Annotated in this window: 17 protein-coding genes; 7 read left to right on the top strand and 10 right to left on the bottom strand. The window is 71.6% G+C overall.

Annotation, left to right across the window (positions count from 1 at the left end):
- Positions 1 to 692 precede the first annotated feature (692 nt).
- Positions 693 to 1520: a hypothetical protein gene (locus ACN27C_RS08735; RefSeq protein ID WP_422750890.1), complete on the top strand. Its 828-nt coding sequence runs from the start codon at positions 693 to 695 to the stop codon at positions 1518 to 1520.
- Between the two features lie 66 nt (positions 1521 to 1586).
- Here the strand turns inward: ACN27C_RS08735 and rplI are convergent, their stop codons facing one another.
- The 4 genes from rplI to rpsF form a co-directional block, all read right to left on the bottom strand.
- The gene (gene rplI / locus ACN27C_RS08730) at positions 1587 to 2033 is read right to left on the bottom strand and encodes a 50S ribosomal protein L9 (protein WP_018788496.1); all 447 of its coding nucleotides are present in this window, start codon (positions 2031 to 2033) and stop codon (positions 1587 to 1589) included.
- A gap of 14 nt (positions 2034 to 2047) precedes the next feature.
- Positions 2048 to 2287, bottom strand: coding sequence for a 30S ribosomal protein S18 (gene rpsR, locus ACN27C_RS08725; protein WP_013289355.1), 240 nt, complete (start codon positions 2285 to 2287; stop codon positions 2048 to 2050).
- A gap of 41 nt (positions 2288 to 2328) precedes the next feature.
- The gene (locus tag ACN27C_RS08720; RefSeq protein ID WP_018788497.1) at positions 2329 to 2856 is read right to left on the bottom strand and encodes a single-stranded DNA-binding protein; all 528 of its coding nucleotides are present in this window, start codon (positions 2854 to 2856) and stop codon (positions 2329 to 2331) included.
- Between the two features lie 82 nt (positions 2857 to 2938).
- Complete coding sequence (gene rpsF / locus ACN27C_RS08715) at positions 2939 to 3229, bottom strand: 30S ribosomal protein S6 (RefSeq protein ID WP_013289357.1); 291 nt, start codon at positions 3227 to 3229, stop codon at positions 2939 to 2941.
- Between the two features lie 634 nt (positions 3230 to 3863).
- Here rpsF and ACN27C_RS08710 point away from each other — a divergent pair.
- Both ACN27C_RS08710 and ACN27C_RS08705 read left to right on the top strand, forming a co-directional pair.
- On the top strand, positions 3864 to 4646 hold the full coding sequence (locus ACN27C_RS08710) for a deoxyribonuclease IV (RefSeq protein ID WP_120572540.1): 783 nt from the start codon (positions 3864 to 3866) through the stop codon (positions 4644 to 4646).
- Positions 4643 to 6769: a hypothetical protein gene (locus ACN27C_RS08705; protein ID WP_422750888.1), complete on the top strand. Its 2127-nt coding sequence runs from the start codon at positions 4643 to 4645 to the stop codon at positions 6767 to 6769. Before ACN27C_RS08710 ends, ACN27C_RS08705 begins: the two co-directional genes overlap by 4 nt.
- Before the next feature lie 21 nt (positions 6770 to 6790).
- On the opposite strand, the gene ACN27C_RS08700 is transcribed toward ACN27C_RS08705, so the two are convergent.
- From ACN27C_RS08700 to ACN27C_RS08690, 3 genes are all read right to left on the bottom strand, one after another.
- On the bottom strand, positions 6791 to 8347 hold the full coding sequence (locus ACN27C_RS08700; protein ID WP_422750887.1) for a glycosyltransferase family 87 protein: 1557 nt from the start codon (positions 8345 to 8347) through the stop codon (positions 6791 to 6793).
- 120 nt (positions 8348 to 8467) lie between these two features.
- Positions 8468 to 11293 carry a transglycosylase domain-containing protein gene (locus ACN27C_RS08695; RefSeq protein ID WP_422750886.1) on the bottom strand — a complete coding sequence of 942 codons (2826 nt, stop codon included), beginning with the start codon at positions 11291 to 11293 and terminating at the stop codon, positions 8468 to 8470.
- A gap of 194 nt (positions 11294 to 11487) precedes the next feature.
- Positions 11488 to 11934, bottom strand: coding sequence for a DUF5318 domain-containing protein (locus ACN27C_RS08690; protein ID WP_120572536.1), 447 nt, complete (start codon positions 11932 to 11934; stop codon positions 11488 to 11490).
- A 174-nt stretch (positions 11935 to 12108) separates the two neighbouring features.
- Here ACN27C_RS08690 and ACN27C_RS08685 point away from each other — a divergent pair, with 174 nt between their 5' ends.
- Both ACN27C_RS08685 and ACN27C_RS08680 read left to right on the top strand, forming a co-directional pair.
- Positions 12109 to 12747, top strand: a complete 639-nt coding sequence (locus tag ACN27C_RS08685) for a PadR family transcriptional regulator (protein WP_120572535.1) — start codon at positions 12109 to 12111, stop codon at positions 12745 to 12747.
- Positions 12748 to 12770: 23 nt separating this feature from the next.
- Positions 12771 to 13850 carry an inositol-3-phosphate synthase gene (locus ACN27C_RS08680; protein ID WP_013289364.1) on the top strand — a complete coding sequence of 360 codons (1080 nt, stop codon included), beginning with the start codon at positions 12771 to 12773 and terminating at the stop codon, positions 13848 to 13850.
- Positions 13851 to 13917: 67 nt separating this feature from the next.
- On the opposite strand, the gene ACN27C_RS08675 is transcribed toward ACN27C_RS08680, so the two are convergent.
- Positions 13918 to 14397, bottom strand: a complete 480-nt coding sequence (locus tag ACN27C_RS08675; protein ID WP_422750885.1) for a methylated-DNA--[protein]-cysteine S-methyltransferase — start codon at positions 14395 to 14397, stop codon at positions 13918 to 13920.
- Between the two features lie 71 nt (positions 14398 to 14468).
- Between ACN27C_RS08675 and ACN27C_RS08670 the strand changes: the two genes are divergently transcribed.
- Both ACN27C_RS08670 and ACN27C_RS08665 read left to right on the top strand, forming a co-directional pair.
- Complete coding sequence (locus ACN27C_RS08670) at positions 14469 to 15011, top strand: hypothetical protein (RefSeq protein ID WP_120572533.1); 543 nt, start codon at positions 14469 to 14471, stop codon at positions 15009 to 15011.
- Between the two features lie 27 nt (positions 15012 to 15038).
- Positions 15039 to 16547, top strand: a complete 1509-nt coding sequence (locus ACN27C_RS08665; RefSeq protein ID WP_120572532.1) for a flotillin family protein — start codon at positions 15039 to 15041, stop codon at positions 16545 to 16547.
- A 58-nt stretch (positions 16548 to 16605) separates the two neighbouring features.
- On the opposite strand, the gene ACN27C_RS08660 is transcribed toward ACN27C_RS08665, so the two are convergent.
- Together ACN27C_RS08660 and ACN27C_RS08655 are read right to left on the bottom strand one after the other, a co-directional pair.
- Positions 16606 to 18642 carry a S8 family serine peptidase gene (locus ACN27C_RS08660; RefSeq protein ID WP_422750884.1) on the bottom strand — a complete coding sequence of 679 codons (2037 nt, stop codon included), beginning with the start codon at positions 18640 to 18642 and terminating at the stop codon, positions 16606 to 16608.
- Positions 18643 to 18818: 176 nt separating this feature from the next.
- Positions 18819 to 20279: a CCA tRNA nucleotidyltransferase gene (locus ACN27C_RS08655; protein WP_120572530.1), complete on the bottom strand. Its 1461-nt coding sequence runs from the start codon at positions 20277 to 20279 to the stop codon at positions 18819 to 18821.
- Between the last annotated feature and the right edge of the window lie 109 nt (positions 20280 to 20388).

Below are 20388 nucleotides of genomic sequence, written 5' to 3'. Positions count from 1 at the left end.
AGACGTACCTTCCCCGTTGGGCTCTGGAGTCCGGGGTGAGTCGCGCGGACGGTGGCGGGCGGCATGCCGCGCCGGACGACGAGGTGGAGACGCCGTCCTCCGGCGGTGGTCGGCGGGTGGACGCCGGGCCGCGTCGCGATCTGCGCGCGATCGGTGCGGGTCCGTTGTCGGATCACACCGCCGAGTGGACGATGGACGCCCCGCAGGAGCGGGGGTACGTGGGCAACCGGCGGGCGGACGAGGGCGACGAGCCGGTGTCGGGGGCGGTGCCCCGGAGTCGTCCGCGTCGGGCGGCGACACGTCGGCCGCAGGTGACCTGGTCCGGGCTGCCGGAGTCGGCGGGTTCGAGCGAGGGGCCGGCGGGATCGGACGGTGAACGGCCGGCGGGCCGCCGTCGCCGGTCGGCGTCGGGTTCCTCCTGGCCGCCGCCGGCGGGGTCGGATTCCGGCTGGTCGCGGCCGGCGGCCCCGGACGGCGCGTGGCCCCGCTCGGGGACGGATGCCGACTGGCCAACGGCGTCGGATGCGGGCCGGTCGGCGGCGAGGGCCGCGGAGCCGGAGCCGAGCTGGGGACAGACGGCGGCGAGGGCGGCGGAGTCGGAGTCGGCCTGGTCGCGGGCGGAGCCGGAGTCGGCGCGGCCGCAACCGGCGGCGGATCCGTGGCAGCGCCGCCGGAGCGTCGAGCGTGAGCCGGTGCAGCCGCCCGCTGTCGATCCGTGGGACGCGTCCGGGGTGCACGCCTGGGACCGGCCGGTGCCCGCGAGCCGCTGGGAGCGGGCGGAGAACCGGTGGGACCGTACGGAGCACACGGGTGAGTGGGACCGGTTCACCGACACCGGTTTCCTGGAGCCGGTGCGGGACGCGGGCGACCGGTACGCGCCGGCCGATCCGTGGGACCGGTCGGCGCCGCCGGTGCGGGAGGGCTGGGCGTCGCCGGAGCGGGCCGAGGCGTTCTGGTCGGGTACCCGGCTCTCCGGTGACGATCCCCGGTGGATGGAGACCCCGTTGACGGCGCCCCGCTCGCCTGCGGTGGCGTACTCGGCGCCGCGCCCGCGTACCGTGCCTCGCCGTGGCCCGGTGGAGCCGGCGCCTTCGACGTTGCGGCGCCGGGTGGAGACGATCGGCGGTGGTTCGTGGGGCCGGCGGCTGGAGGACGACCTGCTGGATCCGGACCCGGGTGGTCCGTTGCGGCCGTTGGTCTACACGGCGGCCTGCTATCTGGTTCCGGCGGTGCTGCTGGTGATCGGTCTGCTGTTCCTGAGCGGTCAGCCTCCGGCGGGGTGCGTCACGGACATCACCGGCGGTGGGTGTGACTCGCCGCGTGCGCATGCGCTGGAGTCGCTGGTGTCGGCGGCGCCGCGGTTCGGGTTGGCGATGGTGAGCAGCCTGGTGGTGGCGGTGCTGCTGCGGCAGGTCGGGACGACGTGGCGGTCGGCGACAGTGGCGCTGGCGGCCGCGGTGGTGGGTGGTGGCCTGTCCACGGTGGTGATCAGCGCGGTGACGGGCAAGCCGCTCGGTTGAGCGGTGAGGATGTGGAAAGGCCCGCACCGGCGACCGGTGCGGGCCTTTCGCGTCGTGCTTCGGGTGTCAGCCCTTGACCACGTTCAGGTCGAACTTGGCGGTCACCTCGGGGTGCAGCCGGATGCTGACCGGGTAGGAGCCGAGCGCCTTGATGTGGCCGGGCAGCTCCAGCCGGCGGCGGTCCAGGGTCGGGCCGCCGGCGGCCTTGACGGCGTCGACGATCTCGGCCGGGGTGACCGAGCCGAAGAGCCGCCCGCCGTCGCCGGCGCGGGCCTTCAGGTTGACCTTCAGGCCCTCGACCTGGGTCTTGACCTCGGTGGCGTGGCCCAGGTCGCGGATCTCGCGGGCCGAGCGGGCCCGCTTGATGACCGTGACCTGCTTCTCCGCGCCCTTGGTCCAGGCGATCGCGAAGCCCTGCGGCAGCAGGTAGTTACGGCCGAAGCCGTCCTTCACCTCGACGATGTCGCCCGGAGAGCCGAGGCCGGACACCTCCTGAGTCAGGATGATCTTCATGTCCGTGCCTCCTCTCAGCGGGTCGTGGCCGTGTACGGCAGGAGCGCCATCTCGCGGGCGTTCTTGACCGCACGGGCGATCTGCCGCTGCTGCTGCGAGGTCACGCCGGTCACCCGTCGAGCGCGGATCTTGCCGCGGTCGGAGATGAACTTGCGCAGCAGCGCGGTGTCCTTGTAATCGATGTAGGTGATCCCGTCCTTGTCGAGCGGGTTCACCTTCTTCTTCGGCTTGCGAAGTGCCGCAGCCTTAGCCATTGCTCGTGCTCCTGGTTTGCGATCGCGGGCGCTCGGCGCCATTAGAACGGAGGCTCCTCGTCGAAGTTTCCGCCCGAACCACCGCGGGAGGGGGCGGGGGCAGCAGAGGCCCAGGGGTCGTCGAAGTTGCCTCCGCCGCCGCCCTGGCCGCCACCACCACCGAAGCCGCCGCCACCGCCACCGGAGCGGGACATCTTCTGCACCTTCGCCGTGGCGTAGCGCAGCGACGGGCCGATCTCGTCGACCTCCAGCTCGATGACGGTGCGCTTCTCACCCTCACGGGTCTCGTACGACCGCTGGCGCAGTCGGCCGGACACGATCACGCGAGCGCCGCGCTGCAGCGACTCGGCGACGTTCTCGGCGGCCTGGCGCCAGACCGTGCACGAGAGGAACAGCGGTTCGCCGTCCTTCCACTCGCCGGAGGCCTTGTCCATGAAGCGGGGCGTCGAAGCGACCCGGAACTTGGCGACCGCCGCGCCGGAGGGGGTGAATCGCAACTCGGGATCATCGGTCAGGTTGCCGATGACCGTGATGGTGGTGTCTCCTGCCATGACCATCTCCTCGCGCACTCATCTTTGTGCCGTTCAGGCTCTCAGAGCCGTACGACAGCGTGGATGAGGCTTGTGATCCGGACGTGCCGGGTCTGGATGCTCAGCGCATCTCCGGTCGGATGACCTTGGTGCGCAGCACCGACTCGTTGAGTCGGAGCTGACGGTCCAGCTCGCCAACGGCCTCCGGCGTCGCCTGGAGGTCGATGACGGCGTAGATGCCCTCGGCCTTCTTGTTGATCTCGTACGCGAGGCGCCGGCGGCCCCACACGTCGGTCTTCTCCACCGAGCCACCCGCGGTCCGGATCACGTTCAGGTACGTGTCGAGCGACGGGGCGACGGTGCGCTCCTCGAGGCTGGGGTCGAGGATCACCATGACTTCGTAGTGACGCAAGACGTGCTCACCTCCTGTGGGCTAAGCGGCCACGGTCCTTCCGTGGCAGGAGGTCGTGCGTCGCTGCCCGCGCCGGTGCCGGGGGAACCCGGTCGGACACGCGGACAACCGGACCAGGATAGCCGGTCCGGACGATCATGGCCGGGCCGGTGGCCCCGGTGTCCCGGGTGCGGCGACAGGGGCCCACCTCCGGCGAGCCGGCAGGTGGACCCCTGTCCACGGGACCGCGGGGCGTCCCGTCCGCATTCCTTGGGTGGGACCTGGGGAGGAACGACCACACCGATGAGGTTGGATCGAAGACGCCCCGCGGAGCTTTATCGTGTTGTCACCTGGTCTGACCATACAATGGCTCTCGTCACCACTTGGGGTAAATGGAGGAATTGGTCCTACTGCTGGCCTCCCGTACCGGGATGACGAGCGGATCCCGCCCCGTCGTGCCGGGCCGCACGGCGGGGCGTCCCGTTTCCGGGGGTCCACCCTCGCCCGTCCGTGCTGTGGACCACGTTCGGGCGGAGCGTCGACCATCGATCCCACCTCGGACAACGACCGCCGGGCCGGGTGGTGACGCGTTCGACCCGCCGGGCGCCTCCCGCGAGCGCGCCGACCGTCGCAGGCGCGACGTAGGCTGCCCTGCATGCGAATCGGAGCCCACGTCGATCCGACCGACCCGCTGGCCGAGGCGGCCGCCCGGCAGGCCGAGGCGGTCCAGTTCTTCCTGGCCGACCCGCAGGGCTGGAAGGCCCCGAAGCCGCGCGAGGACGCCGAGCGCCTGCGTTCCGCCGACGTCGACCTCTACGTGCACGCGCCGTACGTGATCAACGTGGCCACGCTCAACAACCGGATCCGCATTCCCAGCCGTAAGCTGCTGCTCGCCCACGCCACCGCCGCGGCGGACGTCGGAGCCAAGGGGCTGATCGTGCACGGCGGCCACGTCAACGCCGGCCACGACGTCGCCGTCGGCTTCGACAACTGGCGCAAGACCTTCGCGTACGCGGCGGACTCGGGCGGCTTCCCGCTGCCGGTGCTGATCGAGAACACCGCCGGCGGCGACAACGCCTGCGCCCGGCACCTCGACTCACTGGCCCGGCTCTGGGACGCGCTCGGCGACCACGAGGTCGGCTTCTGCCTGGACACCTGCCACGCGTACGCGGGTGGCGAGGAACTGCTGGGCCTGGTCGACCGGGTGAAGGCGATCACCGGCCGGATCGACCTGATCCACGCCAACAACTCCAAGGGCGCGTTCAACTCCGGCCAGGACCGGCACGACAACCTGACCGGCGGCACCATCGACCCGGAGCTGCTGGTGGCGGTGATCCGCGCGGCGGGCGCGCCGGTGATCGTGGAGACCCCCGGTGGCGTCGAGGGCCAGGCCGCCGACATCGCGTTCCTGCGCGGGCAGCTGGGCGCGGCGGCGTGACGACCGAGCAGTCCGGCACGACCGGCCGCCGGTCCGGCGCCGAGCCCCGGCCGGACGGGACGGGCGCGCGGAACCGGCCGGACGAGAGGGCCGAGGCGACCCCGACCGGCGAGGGTGGGACCGCCGAGGGCGGATCCGGCGTGGACGCCACCGCCGGCAAGGCGGGCACCGGGCCCGGTGCCGGCACCGCGGACGAGGCCGCCGCCGAGGAGAAGGCCGAGGCCCGGGACGATGCCGCCGCCGGCAAGGGCGGCGCCCACGACGGGCCGGCGAAGGGCGGCGACGCCGGAGACGCCGCCGGCACGAAGGCCGAGGGCCGGGACAAGAGCGCAACGGGTACGGCCGACGAGAAGCCCGCCGACCCCTGGTCCGCGTTCGGGCCCGCGCCGGAGCCGGTGCTCGGCCGGGCCCGCCGGGCCGTACGCGCGGTCGGCCGGTTCCTGGTGCACGAGTGGACGCTCGCCGCCGTCGCCGCGCTGGCGCTGGCCGCGGCGATGACCTGGCCCACGTTGCGCTATCCGCGGCACACGCTGCCGCAGGACTACTGGGATCCGAGCCTGCAGGCGTGGCAGATGGCCTGGTCCGGGCACATCCTGCGGACCGACCCGGCGATGCTGTGGCACGCGAACACGTTCTATCCGGAGAACTGGAGCTTCGCGTTCTCCGACACGCTCCTCGGGTACGCCCCGGCCGGCCTGATCGGGGTCGGCCCGGAGCACGCCGTCCTGCGCTACAACATCATGTTCGTGCTGGCGCACGCGCTCGCCGCGTTCGGCGCGTACGTGCTGGCCCGGCAGCTCGGCGCGGGCCGCATCGGCGGCGCGGTGGCCGGGGCGAGCTTCGCCTACGCGCCGTGGCTGCTGGCCCAGGCGGGGCACCTGCACATCCTCTCCAACGGCGGCATCCCGCTGGCGCTGGCCATGCTGGCCCGGGGGCACGGCTGGTCGCTGCGGTACGGCTACCGGCCGCGCCGCCGGCACGCGGGCTGGGCGTTCGCCGGGTGGCTGGTGGCCGCGTGGCAGCTCAGCCTGGGGTTCGGCATCGGGCTGCCGTTCGCGTACATGCTGGCCGGGACCGGCGTGGTCTCGGTGGTGCTGTGGTTCGTGCGGCGGCGCCGGGTGAAGCGTCCGTTCGGGCGGCGGCTGTTCCTGGCCGACGTGTTCGGCGGGCTCGCGTTCGCCGCGGTGGGCGCGGCGCTGGCGGTGCCGTACTTCAAGGTCGCCGAGCTGCACCCGAACGCGGAGCGGACGCTCGGTGACATCGGGCTCTACTCGCCGCCGGCGAGCGGGTTCTTCACCGCGCCGGCCGAGTCCCGGGTCTGGGGCGGGCTGCACGAGGGCGCCCGCGCCGTGCTGCCCTGGCATCCGGAGATGACGCTGCTGCCGGGCTTCGCGCTCTACGCGCTCGCCGCCGGTGGCCTGTTCTTCTCGGTCTGGCGGGTCCGGCACCGGATCTTCCTGCTGGCCGGGGTGCTCGTGACGATGGCGCTGGCGATGGGCACCCGGTTCTTCGGCGGCCGGTTCACCTACGTGCCGTTGTTCGACTACCTGCCGGGCTGGAGCGGGCTGCGCACGCCGGGCCGGATGATGCTCTGGACCACGCTGCTGCTGGGCCTGCTCGCGGCCGGCGCGGTCACCGCGCTCTGCATGCGCGTACGCGAGCTGGCCGCCGAACGGGTGCCGCCGTGGCCGGGCCCGTGGCTGCGGCTGGCCACGCTGCTGCCGTTGGCGCTGGTGCTCGTGGAGGGGCTGAACGCCACGCCGCAGCCGGTGGTGCCGCGGCAGCCGGCGGCGATGCGGACCGTCGACGGCCCGATGCTGGTGCTGCCGAGCAGCCAGAACCTGGACCAGCCGGTGATGCTCTGGTCCACCGACCGGTTCCAGCCGATGGTCAACGGCGGCAGCGGTTTCACGCCGCGTTCGCAGGCTCAGATCCGCGAGGCGACAGTGAGTTTCCCGGACTACGCGAGCGTCGACTACCTGCGGCAGATCGGCGTGAAGAACGTGGTCGTGTTGCGCGACGAGCTGGAGGGCACCCCGTGGGAGGGGATGCTCGACCGGCCGGTCGACACGCCGGGAGTGACCCGGGAGCAGGTCGGCGAGGCGGTCGTGTTCCGGCTGTAGACCGGAACACGACCGTCTCGGTCACACCGGAACGGGTTCGGCGGGCCGTTCGGCGGCGCGAGCCCGCCAGCGCTGATGCCAGGGCGCGTCGGGCGCGCCGTCGAGCACTCCGCCGTCCGGGTCGTCGGGGTAGGTGTGCCGGACGACGTCCAGTTCGGGCCGCATGATGTCCCGGATGACGAACCCGCAGAGGACCGCCACGGTGATCAGGCGCAGGCTCGACGCCAGCACGAAGACGCCTTCGGGGAAGACCGGCCGGGACATGGCCGTGCCGAGCAGTTCGCCGTAGAACGCGGCGAAGTAGCAGACCTCGGCGACCTGCCAGGCCAGGAACGCGCCCCAGCGCGGCCGGGCGAGCACCGCGAGCGGCAGCAGCCAGAGCACGAACTGCTGGGACCACACCTTGCTGAAGATGAGGAACGCGGCGACCACCAGGAAGGCGAGCTGGGCCAGCCGGGGGCGGCGTGGCGCGAGCAGCGCCAGTCCGGCCACGCCGAGGCAGGCCAGGCCGAAGAGGAGGTACGACAGCCAGTTGAGGGTGGGGATGTTCGCGTTGAGCCACTCGAAGGGCCCGAGTTCGCCGGGTGAGGACGGGCTGATCCGGCCGTCCAGGTAGCGGCCGATGTACCAGAGAGTGCCCCAGTCGATGGGGCGTGTGGTGTTCAGGTCGAAGAAGCGTTCCCAGTTCTCCCGGTAGGGGATCGCCACCGGCAGGTTCACGGCCACGAGCGTCACCAGCGCGGTCGCCGTGGCGACGAGCCCGGCCAGCATCTTGCCGGCGCGCAACGCGAGGACCAGGATCGGGCCGAGGAGGAACAGCGGCCACATCTTGGCCGCGCCGCCGAGTCCGATGAGGACGCCCGCTACTCCGGGCAGCAGCAGCGCGTACCGGCCGGGGCGGGCGCGCGCCCAGGCCAGCAGGCCGAACGCGGCCAGGCCGATGGCGAGCAGGTCCCAGTTGACGGTGGCGGTGAGCACGAGCGCCGGGGAGAGCGCGAACAACGCGGCGTCCCAGGGTCGTCGCCGGCGCAGGCTGAGGATCACCGCGACGGTGGCGACGGCGAGCGCGCCGAGTACCAGCGCGTTCAGGTTGTAGAACCACTGGCCCTGGTTGATGGCGGGGTTGTCGGCGCCGAGGGCGTGCACCGGCAGGCCGAGAGCGCCCATGAAGTAGCCGGTCAGCACCGGGTACTCCACCGGGTGGTCGGCGTAGGGCACCTTGCCCTCGTTGAGCCCTTCGGCGTAGTAGAGCGCGAGCACGTCGGTGTAGCACATCCGGGTGTACTGGATGTTGTTCTGCCAGGCGCCGTCCTGGCAGGGCGACTTCTGCACCCAGTGCAGGGCCAGCGTGAGGCAGACGAGCGCCAGGACGATCCGGCCGGCGGTCCAGAAGCGGCTCTCCCGGTCGGCGGGCCGGTCCAGGGCGGCGGCGTGGTCGCCGAGCGGCCCGCCGATCAGACCGGAGGCGCCCCGGACGAACCAGTCGGAGCGGGACGGGTGGTCCACCGTCTCTGCGGATCGTGGCGCCGCCTCGGACGCGCCGGGCTCATCGATGCCTGCGGGCGACTGGGTGCTCATGGAGAGGCATCCTGCCGTACACCGGGGGTCGCCGTCCCGTCGCGCGCGGAGAAATTCCGGTACGCGAAACGCGGCGGCGGCCGGACCCGAGGTCCGGCCGCCGCCGTCAGGTGGTACGCGTCAGTTCTGTCGTGTCGGTGGTGTGCTCGGTAGCAGCCCACCGCCGCCACCGCCGCCACCGGGGCGTCCGCCGCCTCCGGGGAGCCCGCCCCCGCCGGGCGTTCCACCCTGGTCGCCGCCGCCACCGGGGGTGCCGCCACCGGGCGTGCCGCCGGGGCAGAACAGGCCCAGCGGGTCGCAGTTCGGGCCGCCCGGCTGGCCGGGCTCGTTCGTCGGCGGCGGGGCCTCGCCGTTGCCGGTGTCGTCCTCGCCGACGTTCGCCGCTGGGGGGAACTCCTCCTTGTCCTTGCCCTTGAGCGCCTCGTTCATGAAGCGCTGGAAGATGTCACCGGGCATCTTGGCGCCGCTGATGCTCTCGCCGCCCTTGTACTTGATCGCCTTGCGGTCGCCCTTGTTGCCGACCCAGACCGCGGTGGCGAGCTGCGGCGTGTAGCCGATCATCCAGGCGTCGCCGTTGTCGGTGGTCTTGTCGTTGAGTTCCCAGGTGCCAGTCTTCTCGGCGACCTGCCGGCCGTCCTCGAGCTTCTTGTTGATCTGGCCCGGGTACTGCTTCAGCACGGAGGTGACATCGGCCGCGATGTCCTTGTCGATCCGCTGCTGCCCCTTGAGCTTCTCCGAGCCGACCAGGTCCCACTTACCGGTGTCCGGGTTCTGCTTCTCCACCTTCCGGATGAAGTGCGCCTTGTGGTAGACGCCCTGGTTGGCGAAGGTGGCGACGCCGTTGGCGTGGTCGAGCACCGTGATCGGGTACTGGCCGTAGCCGAGGACGTGGAAGAACGGCGACGGAGCCAGGTCCTTCGGGTCGGCCTTGGTCAGGTCGTGCGCCTTGGCCGGGTTGGTGTCGGTCTGCCACATGGTGGTGACGCCGGCCTGCTTGGCCATGTCGAGCACCTTGTCCGGGCCGATCTTCTCGGTGATGTAGTAGAACGGCACGTTCAGCGACTTCAGCGTCGACAGTTCGAGCGTGCAGGAGTCACCGCATGTGACACGGTCCGCGCCGGCGTTGCTGACCTTGAACTTGGTGCCCTTCGGCGTGAACGCCGACCCCTTCCACCGGGACTTGAGGGAGATGCCTTCCTTGAGCGCCGCGGCAAGCGTGTAGATCTTGAAGCTCGAACCCGGCGAGTGACCGCCGCTCACCACGCCGTTGTCGACGTTCTTCCCGGCGTAGTCGGTGCCGGTGCCGTTGTCGCCGCCGTAGTAGGCCAGCACCCGGCCGGTCTTCGGGTCGATGGCCACCACGGCGGCCATCAGGTTCGGCGGCTGGCCGGCGAGTTCGGAGCCCTTCTTGGCCCGCTGGGCCGCGGCGAGCGCCGCCTCCTGCATCTTCTGGCTGATGGTGGTTGTGATCTTGTAGCCGCCGCGGCTGAGCGCCTTGGCGCAGAGCGGCTTCTTCTCGGTCGCCTCGGCCTCGTTGTCGGTGCAGAGCTTCATCTCGCGCAGTTCCTGCGAGACGTAGTTGACGATGTTGCCGTACGCGGTGTCGATGCCGAAGCCGCCGCCGCTGTTCTTCGTCGGCTTCGCGATGTTCGTCGGGTACTCGGTGGGGTGCACCGGCATGTTCGGCGCATCAAGCCACTTCTCCGTGATCATGCCGTTGATCACGTAGTTCCACCGGTCCAGCGCGGCCGTCGGGTTGATCGCCGGGTCGTAGCCCTGGTGGGTGGCGCTCGGCTCCGGCTGCTTGATCAGCGCGGCGAGCACCGCGGCCTCGGCCACTGTGAGGCTCTTGACGTCCTTGCCGAAGTAGGTCCGCGCCGCCGCCTGGATGCCGTACGCGCCCCGGCCGAAGTAGATGACGTTCAGGTAGTGCTGCATGATCGCGCGCTTGTCGTACTTGTCGTTCAGCTTGGAGGCGAGGATCGCCTCCTTCACCTTGCGGCCGTACGTGTCCTGGTTCAGGTTCTCGAACGCGTTGCGCGCGTACTGCTGGGTGATGGTCGAGGCGCCCTGCTTGTCGCCGCCGGTGAGGTTGTTCCACGCGGCCCGGGCGATGCCCTTGTAGTCCACACCGGAGTGCTTGTAGAAGTTCCGGTCCTCCGCCGCGGCGACCGCGTGCTGGACGTGCTCCGGGATCTGGTCGATGGTGACCAGCTGGCGGTTCTGGTCGCCGATCCGGGCGATGGCGGTCTTGCCGGTCGAGTCGTAGATGGTGGTGGACAGCGGCGGGATGGTGTCCTCCGGGAGCACCACCTTGGTGGAGTACCAGGTGAAGCTCACCACGCCGATGCCGGCGAGCATGATGAACACGGCGAAGCCGGCGATCAGCATGTTGATCCGGCGGCGCTTCTTCGCCCGCGCCGGGTCCTCGCCGCGGCCACGCCGGCCGGGGCCGGCCGGACCGCCGGGACCACCGGGGCCACCGCCGGAGGCGCCGGGCACCCGGGCCCGGCCACCGACAGCCGCCGCGCCGACGCTCGCGCGTGCGCCCACGCTCGCACGCCCGCCGACGCCGGCCGCGCCGACGCTCGCCGAGCCCACCGAGGCGCGTCCGGCCGGAGCGGCCGGGGAGACCGGCACCGACGCCCGGCCGGCGCCGGCGCGTCCGGAGACGCCGGGCGCCGGCGAGACGGGCACCGAGGCGCGGCCCGCGCCGGCCCGGCCGACCGAGGCCGAGCCTGCCGCCCCACGCGGCGCCGGAGCGGCGCCGCCGACCGAGGCCCGGCCGCCCGCGCCGTACGGTGTCGCGGAGGCGCGCGCCGAGGCGCCGCCCTCAGCCGCGCCGGACCAACCGCTCCCGCCCCGGCTCCCTTCGGAACCGGGGTCGCCGTTCGGGCCCGGGATCTGGGCCCGCCCACGCGAAGAACTGGGATCGCCGTAGTTCATTCCTCACACCCTGCCGGTCGCGGTGGGGCGCGGGGGCGCCGCCACCGGGTTGCCGTGAGCTGGAACACGGGACGTTACCCGCCGGCCGTGCCAGCGATCGCCCGTCAAATCCGATCTATTCGGACCAATTACGCGTAAGGGCTGTCGATCCTGCCACCCGGGGAATGGGCCGGCAGTGATCGGGACAGCCGCGTTCACCGTTGCGCCTCTCGCCTTCGCCGAGGGGTGGAGCCGTTGGCCGCGACCGACTCGTCCGCGTCCTCCGCCTCGCCCGCGAGGCCGTCCCGGCCGAGCAGGAACTGCTCGACGAGATGGTTCCAGTCGCAGCCGGGGCAGACCTCCACCACGAACACCTGGAACTCACGCAGCGTCATGGCCAGGACGGGCAACTCGGCCCGGGTACGCGCCTGGCCGGCCGACTGCTTGAGTTCGTCACCGTAAATGTAGTGGACGTGGATCAGGTTCTCGCTGCGGCAGATCGGGCAGCGGTGGTCGGTCGGCTCGCCATGGAAACGAGCAGCGTTCTTCAGGTACGGCGAAGCGTCGCAGACGTCGTACGTGCCGACCCGCCCGGCGAGCAGTTCACGCAGCACAGCCCGCTTCTGAAGCGAGTAGTCGACGACCTGGCGCTGCGTACGCATGCGGCAAAGGGTACGCGCTCCGGCGAACCCAGGCGACCATGGTCACGATGCGTGAGGACCGCGTCGCGTAAGCAGGGGTTTGCCCCACCCTCACCTCTCCGCTAACGTGCGATGTATCGGTCCGATACATCGCGGTGGTTAGTGCTCCGCGCAGGGGGAAAGAGGGGATGGCCCGTGCTCGAGCTTGCCATCCTCGGCCTCCTGCAGGAGGCACCGATGCACGGCTACGAGCTGCGCAAGGAGCTGACCGCCAAGCTCGGTGCCATCCGGGCGGCGATCAGCTACGGCTCGCTCTACCCGACGCTGCGTCGGCTGCAGGCGGCGGGATGGATCGCCGAAGCCGCCGAGACACCCGCGACCGCCGAGGAGGTACCCGCGCTGACCAGCCGACGCGGTCGGGTGGTCTACACCATTACCGCGGAGGGCAAGGAACGCTTCGCCCAGCTCATAGCGCAGGCTGGACCCGAGACGTACGACGACACGGGCTTCGGCGTGCACTTCGCGTTCTTCGCCCGGACCGACCAGGCCACCCGGCTCCGGATCCTGGAAGGTCGTCGCCGCAAGATCGAGGAACGTCGCGAAGGTCTTCGTGACGTGCTCGGCCGGGCAGCCGAGCGCCTCGACGCGTACACCCTGGAACTGCAACGCCACGGGCTCGACGCCTGTGAGCGCGAGGTCCGCTGGCTGGAGGAGCTCATCGCCAACGAGCGCTCCGGCCGGGCCCCGGCCGACCCGCGACCCGGGACGGCCGGTGGCCGAGGAGACAACGACAGCCCGCCCACGCCTGGAACGTCCAGGACAGAGCGGCCGTGATGAAGAAGAAGGAGGCAGACGCTATGGGCTCCGTCCGCGTCGCCATCGTCGGTGTGGGTAACTGCGCCTCGTCCCTCGTACAGGGCGTGGAGTACTACCGGAACGCCGACCCGAACGACCGCGTCCCGGGTCTCATGCACGTCACCTTCGGCGACTACCACGTCTCGGACGTGAAGTTCGTCGCGGCGTTCGACGTGGACGCCAAGAAGGTGGGCATGGACCTCGCGGAGGCGATCGTCGCCAGCGAGAACAACACGATCAAGCTGTGCGACGTGCCGCCGACCGGCGTCACCGTGCAGCGCGGCCCGACCTTCGACGGTCTCGGCCAGTACTACCGCGAGATCGTCGAGGAGTCGGACGCCAAGCCGGTCGACGTGGCGCAGGCGCTGCGCGACGCGCAGGTCGACGTGGTCGTCTCCTACCTCCCGGTGGGCTCCGAGGAGGCCGACAAGTTCTACGCCCAGGCCGCGATCGACGCCGGCTGCGCGTTCGTGAACGCCCTGCCGGTCTTCATCGCCTCCGACCCGGAGTGGGCGAAGAAGTTCACCGACGCCGGTCTGCCGATCGTCGGCGACGACATCAAGAGCCAGGTCGGTGCCACCATCGTGCACCGCGCCCTGGCGAAGCTCTTCGAGGACCGCGGGGTCGAGCTGCTGCGCACGTACCAGCTCAACTTCGGCGGCAACATGGACTTCATGAACATGCTGGAGCGCAACCGCCTGGTCTCGAAGAAGATCTCGAAGACCCAGTCGGTGACCTCCCAGATCCCGCACGAGATGAGCAAGAGCGACGTGCACATCGGCCCGTCCGACCACGTGCCCTGGCTGGACGACCGCAAGTGGGCGTACATCCGCCTGGAGGGCCGCTCCTTCGGTGACACCCCGCTCAACGCGGAGCTGAAGCTCGAGGTGTGGGACTCGCCGAACTCGGCCGGTGTCATCATCGACGCCGTCCGCGCCGCGAAGATCGCGCTGGACCGGAAGATCGGTGGCCCGATCCTCTCCGCCTCCTCGTACTTCATGAAGTCCCCGCCGGAGCAGTACGCCGACCACGACGCGCACGCCGCCGTCGAGGCGTTCATCGCCGGCGAGATTGAGCGCTGACACGTCTCACGAGCACGAAGAAAGAAGGCCGGGTCCGCGCGGACCCGGCCTTCTTTCTTCGCGTACGTCAGGACCAGGCTCGCCGCAGCGCCACCGACGCCTCCAGCTCCAGCAGCGTCACCTTGCGCGGCAGCCCGCCGCCGAAGCCGACCAGCTTGCCGCCCGCACCGACGATCCGGTGACAGGGCACGATCACCGGCACCGGATTGCGGTTGCAGGCCACCCCGACCGCCCGGGCGCCGCCGGGATCTCCGACCGCCTTCGCCACCTCGCCGTAGGTCTTCGTCTCCCCGTACGGGATGCGGGTCATCTCCCGCCACACCGCGCGCTCGAACTCCGAGCCCCGGGGCGCCGACACCGGCACCGTGAACTCGGTCAGCTCACCGGCGAAGTACGCCCGCAGCTCCGCCACCGCCAGCCGGGCCACCACGTCACCGGGTTCGTCGGCCGCCCCGTCCACCCGGCCGAAGTGCGCGCCGCGCACCGCGTCGTCGTCGGTGCCGACGGAGAACTCCCCGATCGGCGAGTCGAGCACGGTCCAGCGCATGGCACCCATTGTCGCGCGCCCGCCGGCATTGCCTCGCTGAGGGCGGGCTGGACGACCGCTGAGCGAAGTCGATGTTGCACGGCGTCGATACCGTGCAGGTCATGGCCACCGGGACGCTCATCTTCCTGATCATCGGCGGGGTCGGTGTCGGCGTGCTGACGCTCGCCCTGCTCGGCTCGGGAGTGCTCCACCTCGGCCAGCCGGACGTCGACGGGCCGGTGTCGCTGGAGGCGGCCGCCGGGTTCACCGGGGCGTTCGGTTTCGGCGGCGCGATCGTCAACGAGCTGCTCGGGGGCCGTACCCCCGGAATGATCGCGGCGGCGGTGGCCGGCGGCGCGCTCGCGGCCGTGCCCACCGGCTGGCTGGCGGCGCGGCTGAGCCGCGCGGCCCGCAACATGCGCACCGACGCCACACCCACCCGCGACCACCTGGCCGGCGCGATCGGCCTGGTGGTGACGCCGATCCCCAGCGGCGGCTACGGCGAGGTGCGGGTACGCCTCGCCGGCCAGCCGGTGAAGCTCAACGCCCGCGCCGACGGGCCGATGCCGGTCGGCACCCGGATCTTCGTGGTCGAAGCACTGAGCGAGACCAGCGTGCACGTCGAGACCTACTGACACACCACCACACAGACGGGAACGCCCATGCCCCTGCTCGTCGCCATCGGCGGCGCGGTCCTCCTCGCCGTCGTCCTCGTCCTCTTCGTGTTGTCCCGGATCAAGGTGGCCGGGCCGAACCAGGCGTTCATCGTCACCGGCCGCAAGGGCCGCACCACCCAGTCCGCCGACGGAGCCCGCTCCACCGACATGTCCGGGCAGAAGGTCGTGCTCGGCGCCTCGGTCTTCGTGCTGCCGGTGGTGCAGAAGCTCCAGTCGCTCGACCTGTCCAGCCGCCGGATCGACGTCAGCATCCGCGGCGCGGTGAGCAAGCAGGGCATCCGCACCGAGCTGCACGGCGTGGCGATCGTGAAGGTCGGCGGCACCGAGGACGCGATCCGCGCCGCCGCCCAGCGCTTCCTGAACCAGCAGGAGGAGATCGACAACTTCACCCGCGAGGTGCTCGCCGGCGCGCTGCGCTCGATCGTCGGGCGGCTCACCGTCGAGGAGATCATCCGGGACCGGGCGGCGTTCGCCAGCGCGGTCGCCGAGGAGGCCGAGCACTCGATGACCAACCAGGGCCTGGTGCTGGACACGTTCCAGCTCCAGGACATCTCGGCCGAGGGCTCCTACCTCCAGGACCTGGGGCGGCCCGAGGCGGCCCGGGTGCTCAAGGACGCGGCCATCGCCGAGGCGCGGGCCCGGCAGCAGGCCGAGCAGGAGCGGCTGCTCGCCGAGGAGGCGATCGCCGAGGCGAACCGGAACCTGGCGCTCAAGCAGGCCGGCATCCAGGCCGAGATCGACGCGGCGAAGGCGAAGTCGGCCGCGGCCGGTCCGCTCGCCCAGGCCGAGCGGGACCAGGCGATCCTCTCCGAGCAGCAGAAGGTGGCCGAGCGCAACGCCGAGCTGAAGCAGCGCCAGCTCGACACCGAGGTGCGCAAGCCGGCCGACGCGGCCCGGTACAAGGTCGAGCAGGAGGCCGAGGCGGCCCGCAACGCGGCGGTGCTCAACGCCGACGCGCAGCGGCAGGCCACCATCGCCGCCGCGCAGGCCTCCGCCGAGCAGGCCCGCCTCACCGGTGAGGGCGAGCGGGCCCGCCGGGCCGCGCTGGCCGAGGCGAACGCGATCGAGGGCGCCAAGGAGGGCGAGGCCGAGCAGCGCCGCCGTTCCGCGATCGCCGAGGCGGTCGAGCGCGAGGGCCAGGCCGAGGCCGCGGCCATCCTCGCCAAGGGTCAGGCCGAGGCCGACGCGATGGCCCGCAAGGCCGAGGCGTTCGCCGCGTACGGCGAGGCGGCCGTCCTGGACCTGCTGGTCAAGGTGCTGCCCGAGGTGGTCGGCGCGGCCAGCGCCCCGATCGGCGCGATCGACAAGATGACTGTGATCTCCACCGACGGCGCGTCGTCGCTGACCAAGTCGGTGGCCGGAAACGTCGCCCAGGGCCTGCAGCTCGGCAGCGACCTGACCGGCATCGACCTGGCCGGCCTGCTGGCCCGGCTGGGCAGCAGCGCGCAGAACAACGGCAAGAACACCGTGGACGGCACCACAGTCACCCAGTGACGACGGACGCCCGCCGGTTCCCCTCGGGGAGCCGGCGGGCGTCGTGCGGTGGTACGGATCAGAGCACGGCGATGACGAACTTCTCGCCCTCGCCCAGATCGAAGGGCGGGCCGCCCCAGTCGATGGTCCGGCTGGCGATGAGCTGGCTGGTACCGGCGCTGCCGGCGGTGACCGCCTTCTCGTTGACGTTCGCGTACAGGTAGACCGAGCCGTCGGCGTTGTAGTGCAGGAGCGACAGCCCCTCCCACGCGCCGATCGAGGCACCCCGGGCGATCAGCGGCTTCGCCCCGGCGCTCTCCGCCGTCACGAACTTGCCGTTGATCTGGGCCTTCAGGCCGAAGGTGCCGAAGCCGTCACCGACGTTCACCAGCTCGTACTTCTCCCAGGCGCCGACGGTCGCGGAGCGGGCGATCAGCGGCTTCGCCCCGGCACTCTCCGCCGTCACGAACTTGCCGCTGACCACCGACTTGATGCTCACGAGCGGCGCCGGGGCGTCGAAGTCGAACTTCTCGGCGGTGCCGATCGCGGTCTTGCTCGCGATCAGCGGCGAGGTGGCGCTGGGCGCGGTGACGTACCTGCCGTTGATCGCCGCCTTCAGGCTGATCGTGCCGTCGGTGTTGTCGACGATCTGGAACTTCTCCCAGGCGCCGATGGTGGCCGAGCGGGCGATCAGCGGCTTGGCCCCGGCGCTCTCCGCCGTGACGAACTTGTTCGTGACCCGCGCCCGCAGGCCGAACAGGCCCCCGCCGGCGTCGACCACGTCGTACTTCTCCCAGGCCCCGATGGTGGTGCCGCGGGCGATCAGCGGCTTCGCCCCGGCGCTCTCCGCGGTGACGTACCGGCCGTTGCCACGCGCCTTGAGCCCGTACGAACCGCGGGCCGTCGCCGCCGCGCCGATGTGCAGCAGCCGGTCCGTGGAGCCCATCGTGTCGTGCACCGCCCCGCCGATGCCGGTGGTCACGACCGAGTCCCGCACCTGCTGCGGCGACCAGTCCGGGTGCTCCTCCAGCAGCAGCGCGGCGGCGCCCGCCACGTGCGGGGAGGCCATCGAGGTGCCGCTCATCGACTCCGAGCCGGCGCTGGTGCCGGCCTTGGCCGAGACGACGCCGGTGCCCGGGGCGAAGAGGTCCAGGCAGCGGCCGTAGTTGGAGAACCAGGCACGCATGTCCACCCGGTCGGTGGCGCCGACGGTGATGGCGGCGGGCACGCTCGCCGGCGAGGACTCGCAGGCGTTCGCCATGATGTTGCCGGCGGCGACCGCGTACGTGATGCCGGAAGCGATCGAGCGGGCGACCGCGTCGTTCACGGCCTGGTCGACGCGGCCGACGCCGAGGCTCATGTTCGCGACGGACGGCCCGGTGGCGTTGGTGGTGACCCATTCGATGCCGGCGATCACCTGCTCGCTGTCGCCCTCGCCGTCGCAGTTGAGGACCCGGACGGCGACCAGCTCGACGGCCTTCGCGACGCCGTACGTCGTACCGCCGATCGTGCCTGCCACGTGGGTGCCGTGCCCGTGGCAGTCCTGGGCGACGTTGTCCTGCTCGACGGCGTCGTAGCCGTTGCCGGCCCGCCCGTCGAAGTCCTGGTGGTCGATGTCGATGCCGGTGTCGATCACATAGGCGGTCACCCCGGCGCCGGTCGCCGGATAGGTGTACTTCCCGTCGGTCCGGGTCTTGAGCTGGTCGATGCGGTCCAGGCCCCACGGCGGGGTGGTCTGGGTGCCGGCGGTGCTCCAGCGCTGGACCTGCTGGACGTACTCGACGTCCGGGTCGGCGGCGAGCCGCGCGGCCTGCCGGACGTCCATCGTGGCGGAGTAGCCGTTCAGCGCCTTGCCGAAGACCCGGCGGACGGTGCCGCCGTGCTCGCCGGCCAGCGCGGACGCGGCGGACTTCACCTTGGCCGGGGTGGTCTTGCCCTTCTTGAGGACCACGATGTAGCGGCCGGGCACCGCCTCGGCCGTGCCGGCGCCGCGGACCGACGGTCGCTTCGGGTCGGCCAGGGCCGGGCCGGCGACTGTGGCGCAGAGTATGGAGGTGGCGCTGGTGAGGGCGAGCCCCACGAGCGCGGAGCGGCGCAGGCCGCCGTGACGTGTCATGAATTGACTCCCCGTGTCCAGCGACCGTCCGGAGCGGACGGGCGGATGAGATCGGACAGCCACATCTGTCGATTCGGCGGCTGCCGATGACTCATCATGCGGGAGACATCGACCGGAACGGGTCAACCGATCGGTCGACACGCCGCCGTATCGTCGTCAGATCACGGACGCCGGTCTCAGCCGGTGATGCCCTCGTCGCGCGCCCAGCGCAGCAGCTCCGCCTCGGCCTCGTCGCGGTCCAGCGGGCCCCGCTCCAGGCGCAGCTCCTTGAGGTACTGCCAGGCGCGACCGACCACCGGCCCCGGCGGTACGCCGAGCAGCTCCATGATCGCGTTGCCGTCCAGGTCGGGCCGGACCCGGGCCAGGTCCTCCTCGGCGGCGATCCGGGAGATCCGCTCCTCCAGCGCGTCGTAGTCGGCCGCGAGCTGGGCCGCCTTGCGCCGGTTGCGGGTCGTGCAGTCGGAGCGGGTCAGCTTGTGCAGGCGGGACAGCAGGTCACCGGCGTCGGTGACGTACCGGCGCACCGCCGAGTCGGTCCACTCGCCGCGGCCGTACCCGTAGAAGCGCAGGTGCAGCCCGACCAGCTTGACCACCTGGGAGGTGATCTCCTTGGAGTAGCGCAGCGCCTTCATCCGGTTCTTGGTCAGCCGGGCGCCGACCACCTCGTGGTGGTGGAAGCTGACCCGGCCGTCCGTGCCGACCGCCTTGGTGGCGGGCTTGCCGACGTCGTGCATCAGCGCGGCCATGCGCAGCACGAAGTCGCAGCCGTCGGACTCCATCGACATGGCGTTACTGACCACTGTGAGCGTGTGCTCGTAGACGTCCTTGTGCTGGGCGTGCTCGTCGATGGTGAGCTTGAGGCCGGTCAGCTCGGGCAGGAAGCGCTCGGCCAGCCCGGTGTCGACCAGCAGGCGCAGCCCGGTGATCGGGTCGGCGCCGCAGAGCAGCTTGGTGAACTCGTCCCGGATCCGCTCGGCGGTGATCCGGTCCAGGTCCGCGGCCATCTCGGTCATCGCCGCACGGACGTCCGGGTGGACGGCGAAGCGGAGCTGGGCGGCGAACCGGGCCGCGCGCAGCATCCGCAGGGGGTCGTCGCGGAACGACTCCTGCGGCGTCCCGGGGGTACGAATGATCTTGGCGGCGAGGTCGGCCAGCCCGCCGTACGGGTCGGTGAACCGGTGGTCGGGCAGGCTGACCGCCATCGCGTTGACTGTGAAGTCGCGGCGCTTGAGGTCTTCGGTCAGGCTGGTGCCGTACTGCACCACCGGGTTGCGGCTGACCTGGTCGTAGACCTCCGCGCGGAACGTGGTGATCTCCAGGTTGAGGCCGTCGCGCTGGCAGGCGATGGTGCCGAACTCGCGTCCGGTCTCCCAGATCGACTCGGCCCAGCCGCGGATGACCTTGATGGTCTCGTCCGGGTGGGCGTCGGTGCAGAAGTCGAGGTCGTTGCCGAGCCGGCCGAGCAGCGCGTCGCGGACGGATCCGCCCACCAGGTGCAGTTCGTGACCGGCCTGGGCGAAGCGCCGGCCCAGCTCGTCGGCGACCGGTGAGACTCGGAGCAGTTCGGCGACGGCGTTGCGCTGCGCGGCGGTCAGTTCGCGGCGGTCGGCGGCGTGGGAGGCGGAGGCTTCGGACATGGGATCGCCAGCCTATCGGGCCGGAGGTGGATCGACCGCGCCGGGCGCGGGTAACGGGCCCGGGTTGACTAAGGTTCCGGTTGGGCGGGGCCGGCCGGGCCCGGTCGCC

It is taken from the genome of Micromonospora sp. WMMD1219 (assembly GCF_049315215.1).
GTDB classification, from domain to species: domain Bacteria; phylum Actinomycetota; class Actinomycetes; order Mycobacteriales; family Micromonosporaceae; genus Micromonospora; species Micromonospora tulbaghiae.
The sequence above is the reverse complement of the archived record's forward strand: the minus strand, read 5'-3'. Positions and strand labels throughout refer to the sequence as shown.

Bases quoted from the DNA above. Each gene is read 5' to 3' on its own strand.
- rplI (WP_018788496.1), bottom strand. From the start codon at position 2,033: ATGAAGATCATCCTGACTCAGGAGGTGTCCGGCCTCGGCTCTCCGGGC.
- rpsR (WP_013289355.1), bottom strand. From the start codon at position 2,287: ATGGCTAAGGCTGCGGCACTTCGCAAGCCGAAGAAGAAGGTGAACCCG.
- ACN27C_RS08710 (WP_120572540.1), top strand. From the start codon at position 3,864: ATGCGAATCGGAGCCCACGTCGATCCGACCGACCCGCTGGCCGAGGCG.
- ACN27C_RS08700 (WP_422750887.1), bottom strand. From the start codon at position 8,347: ATGAGCACCCAGTCGCCCGCAGGCATCGATGAGCCCGGCGCGTCCGAG.
- ACN27C_RS08695 (WP_422750886.1), bottom strand. From the start codon at position 11,293: ATGAACTACGGCGATCCCAGTTCTTCGCGTGGGCGGGCCCAGATCCCG.
- ACN27C_RS08690 (WP_120572536.1), bottom strand. From the start codon at position 11,934: ATGCGTACGCAGCGCCAGGTCGTCGACTACTCGCTTCAGAAGCGGGCT.
- ACN27C_RS08680 (WP_013289364.1), top strand. From the start codon at position 12,771: ATGGGCTCCGTCCGCGTCGCCATCGTCGGTGTGGGTAACTGCGCCTCG.
- ACN27C_RS08675 (WP_422750885.1), bottom strand. From the start codon at position 14,397: ATGCGCTGGACCGTGCTCGACTCGCCGATCGGGGAGTTCTCCGTCGGC.
- ACN27C_RS08670 (WP_120572533.1), top strand. From the start codon at position 14,469: ATGTTGCACGGCGTCGATACCGTGCAGGTCATGGCCACCGGGACGCTC.
- ACN27C_RS08665 (WP_120572532.1), top strand. From the start codon at position 15,039: ATGCCCCTGCTCGTCGCCATCGGCGGCGCGGTCCTCCTCGCCGTCGTC.
- ACN27C_RS08660 (WP_422750884.1), bottom strand. From the start codon at position 18,642: ATGACACGTCACGGCGGCCTGCGCCGCTCCGCGCTCGTGGGGCTCGCC.
- ACN27C_RS08655 (WP_120572530.1), bottom strand. From the start codon at position 20,279: ATGTCCGAAGCCTCCGCCTCCCACGCCGCCGACCGCCGCGAACTGACC.